3 protein-coding genes are annotated in these 3,601 nt (G+C 62.5%); 1 reads left to right on the top strand and 2 read right to left on the bottom strand.

Going from position 1 to position 3,601, the window contains the following annotated elements:
- Nucleotides 1-439: 439 nt before the first annotated feature.
- Nucleotides 440-1,609, top strand: a complete 1,170-nt coding sequence (locus IOC69_RS07455) for an alpha/beta fold hydrolase (protein ID WP_290542918.1) — start codon at nucleotides 440-442, stop codon at nucleotides 1,607-1,609.
- Between the two features lie 44 nt (nucleotides 1,610-1,653).
- Here the strand turns inward: IOC69_RS07455 and IOC69_RS07450 are convergent, their stop codons facing one another.
- Nucleotides 1,654-2,580, bottom strand: coding sequence for a DMT family transporter (locus tag IOC69_RS07450; RefSeq protein ID WP_290542917.1), 927 nt, complete (start codon nucleotides 2,578-2,580; stop codon nucleotides 1,654-1,656).
- 91 nt (nucleotides 2,581-2,671) lie between these two features.
- Entirely contained in the window at nucleotides 2,672-3,259 is a 588-nt protein-coding gene (locus tag IOC69_RS07445) for a hypothetical protein (protein WP_290542916.1), read from the bottom strand.
- Nucleotides 3,260-3,601 lie beyond the last annotated feature (342 nt).

Genomic DNA, 3,601 nt, shown 5'->3' with positions numbered 1-3,601 from the left:
ATATGAAGGCTCAAACTAAACTGTCAGGAATGTCGCCGGTCTATTCTGTCAGGGATGTAGCAGGTTCATACCGGCTCAGGTCTTTGAGAATTGGACTCCTGGGCCCCCCGCCCCTGCCCCTCCCCACGAGGGGGAGGGAAATCCTAATGGAGTCAATTGACCGCCCGCCGCTCTAGAAAGGCGCATTCTCACGAAATGGGTCCTGGGATGGCGAACCGTCGGAAGCCGGTTTTTTCGTTGAAGGATGGGGATGGTGGCGTGGTGGGTGTGGATGGTGGTATTTCTCACTACTCATTACGTCACCCCGGCTTTCGCCGCGATGACGGAATCAAAGGGAAGGTGCGTCAAAAGCTTGCGCATGATCTTATCGCAAAAGCGGTTCCACTTTTGCGGATCATGCTCCAGGCGGCGCACGCGATGGTTCGCATGGAGACTGCAAATGAAACGCATTGCCACCCTCTTTCTGTTGCTGATCTTCTCTCTGGGGTTTGTCGCCGCCGCCGGGGCGCGGCCCGCGTCCCCCGGCCCGGACGCCATTCCCGCCGCCCGGCAGAAGCCCGGCACGCTGCTGAGTTATGACCGGATCGGGCTTGCCCGCAATTACCGCGCCACGGCGTGGCGCATCAAATACGTGACGCGCGACTATGCGATGCGGCCCATCCTATCCACCGGCATCGTGGTGCTGCCGGACAATGCGCCGGCCAATCCGGCGGCGCGGAAGCTGGTGGCCTGGGCTCACCCCACGACGGGCGTTGCATGGAAATGCGCGCCGTCGCTGCGGGCCGCGCCGACCAAGGCCATCGGCGGCTTGAACGACCTGGTGGCGCATGGGCTGGTGGTGGCGGCCACCGACTATCCGGGCCTCGGCACGCCGGGGCCGATCGGCTATCTCGTGGGCAAGGGACAGGCCTATGCGGTGATCGATTCCATCCGGGCCGCAAGGCAGATTCCGGAGGTGGGCGGCGGCAATGATTTCGGCCTGTGGGGCTTTTCGCAAGGCGGGCATGCCGTGCTGTTCGCCGCGCAGCTGGCGGCTCAATATGCGCCGGAACTGAACCTCAGGGGCGTTGCCGCAATAGCGCCCCCCACCGACCTCGCAACGCTGCTCAAAGCCAATCTCAACTCGATCGCCGGGCGCATCCTCGCCTCCTTCACGCTCAACTCGTGGAACGCGAAATACGGCGCGCCGCTGACCGGCCTGCTCGACGGCGTGTCACAGCAGCTCATCGACGAGGTGAGCAAGAACTGCGTCGACGACCTCGGCAGCCAGATCGACGCCGCGGCGGCGCAGAAGGGCCTCGACAAGCAGTTCCTCAAGGCCGACCCTTCGCGCCTGGCGCCATGGAGCGACCTGATGATGCAGAACTCGCTCTATGCGCTCGGCAACCGCGCGCCGGCGCTGATCATCCAGGGCGGCGCCGACGACATCGTGAAGCCCGGGGTGACGACGCTGTTCGTGCGCGGCGCGTGCCAGGCGGGAGCCAACGTCCAGTATGTGACGCTGAAGGGCAAGGGCCATTCGGGGGCGATGGAGGCAGGCCATGTGCAGGCGGTGAGCTGGCTCGCCCAGCGCCTTGCGGGCCAGCCGGCACGCGGCAATTGCCGCTGAATCACGATCCGCAAAGTGGAACCGGTTTTGCGATAAGACCGTGCTCAGGCGTTTGATCCGGCGCGCTTCTGCTTTCGCTGCCGCTGCCAGTCATTGAGGATGTGGACGAACAGGGCCGCGAAGACGATGGCGCCGCCGAAGATGGTGCGCGCGCCCGGCGCCTCGCCGTGGAAGAGCCACACCCACAGCGGCCCCAGCACCGGCTCCAGCGTGCCGACGAGGGCGGCAAGTGCCGCCGGGATGAGGCGTGCGCCGGTGACGAACATGGCAAGGCCCGCGCCGAGATTGACCGCGCCAAACAGGAACAGCCAGCCCAGATCCGGAGGGCTGACGGGGAGCGGCCCCGACAGGAAAAAGGCGGCAACACAGGCCATGGCGGCGCCGAGGCAGACGGCGGGCGTCATGCGCACGTCCGGATGGTGGCGCGTGATGACGATGGCGGCCGAGAACATGATGGTGATGACCAGCGCCAGCCCGTCGCCAATGGGAGACACCTCGCCCGAGAATGAGGCGGAGACCATGATGGCCACACCGCCGATCACCGCCGCGATGGCGGCCCAGGTGGCGGCATTGATGCGCTCGCCGAACACCATCCAGGCCAGCAGCCCGGCAAACAGCGGGGCCGCCGCCTGGGTGAGCAGGATGTTGGCCACGGTGGTGTATTGCAGCGCCACCACGAAGCAGGACGAGGCGACGCCAAAGCAGATGGCGACACCGAGGGCCGGCAGGCCCATGGTGCGGAACATCGCGCCGGTTGCCCTGGGCCCGTCGCGCCACAGCATGAAGAGGAGGAGGAAGGAGGCGGCAAACAGGGCGCGCCAGAACACCACCGTCCACGGGTCCGCCACCTGGATGAAACGCGCGATCGTGCCGCCGAAGCTCCAGGTGACGGCGGAACCGGCAACCAGCAATACGCCGAAGCGGAATTCGGCTGCGGGGGAGACTTGTGGCGCCGGGTATGCACTTGCCATGGGCTGGCCATCTAAAGCATGATCCGCAAAAGTGGAACTCACTTTTGCGGTAAGATCATGCGCCAGACGCGCCCTGGCCGGTCTGCCGGTCTCACGCGGTCTTGGAGGCCGTCGTTTCCTCCGGGCGCTCGAAATCGAAGACGTTGAGTTCGATGACCGCGAAGCAGGCAATCCACAGCGCTGCGTCATAGAAGTCGAGAAGTCCGACAAGACCAGCCTCATGCTGCAGCCCCTCATAGCCCCACCAAACGGCGACCGCGACGAGGATTGTGTAAAGCAGGGTTTTGATGCCGTTGCGGACCTTCCATTCGAAGCCGTCGTAATCACCGGGCGAATAAACGTCATAGGCGAGAACCGCGCAGACCAAAAGCCAGGTCACAGAGTTGAGGACATCAACCCACTCGCCTTCACCGATATAACGCCAGGTGGCAAACATGGCCAGCCCGTAGCCAAGGCACTGAACGGCGAACAGCGCCCATTTTTCGAAATGCGAAGAATAAACCTCCTCAAGCGAGGTGCTTTCATATTCGAAGGTGGCGAGCAGAATCACCCAGCCCAGCGAATCGATCGCTTCATGCAATGTACCATGAATGAAAAACAGCAGAATATTGAAGGTTAACAGCGCATAGACCGTGAATTTGAACAGTCTGAAGTGCAGCGAGTGGGATGATTTTGACATGCAATTTTTAAGGCTGAAAGACACAATCGCTCAAAGCATCGCACCCATTAATGACGTTTGCCCGACGTCGCAAATCACGGGTAGTGTCCGGATTGTTTCGCATGTTTTTTCAAGCGATGGCGGCTTCGGTTAAGTCTTGCCCGGCTTGAAATCACGGCCCCATGTTCATTTGCCGCTCCCGCTGCGGCGGCAGACGGCAATTGTACAAGAACAGTAATCACCTGACAGTTGCCGCTCTCTGATGCGGGTCAGGCGGCGATCTGATTTTGAGGTTTTCTGGGCTCTGCTCTCTCCTTCTGTTTCGGTTGCGGTTTGGGCAGGCCGGCGATGAAGACGGTTTGT

Origin of the sequence: Aestuariivirga sp., assembly GCF_020252405.1 — a bacterium.
Classification (GTDB): domain Bacteria; phylum Pseudomonadota; class Alphaproteobacteria; order Rhizobiales; family Aestuariivirgaceae; genus Aestuariivirga.
The sequence above is the reverse complement of the archived record's forward strand: the minus strand, read 5'-3'. Positions and strand labels throughout refer to the sequence as shown.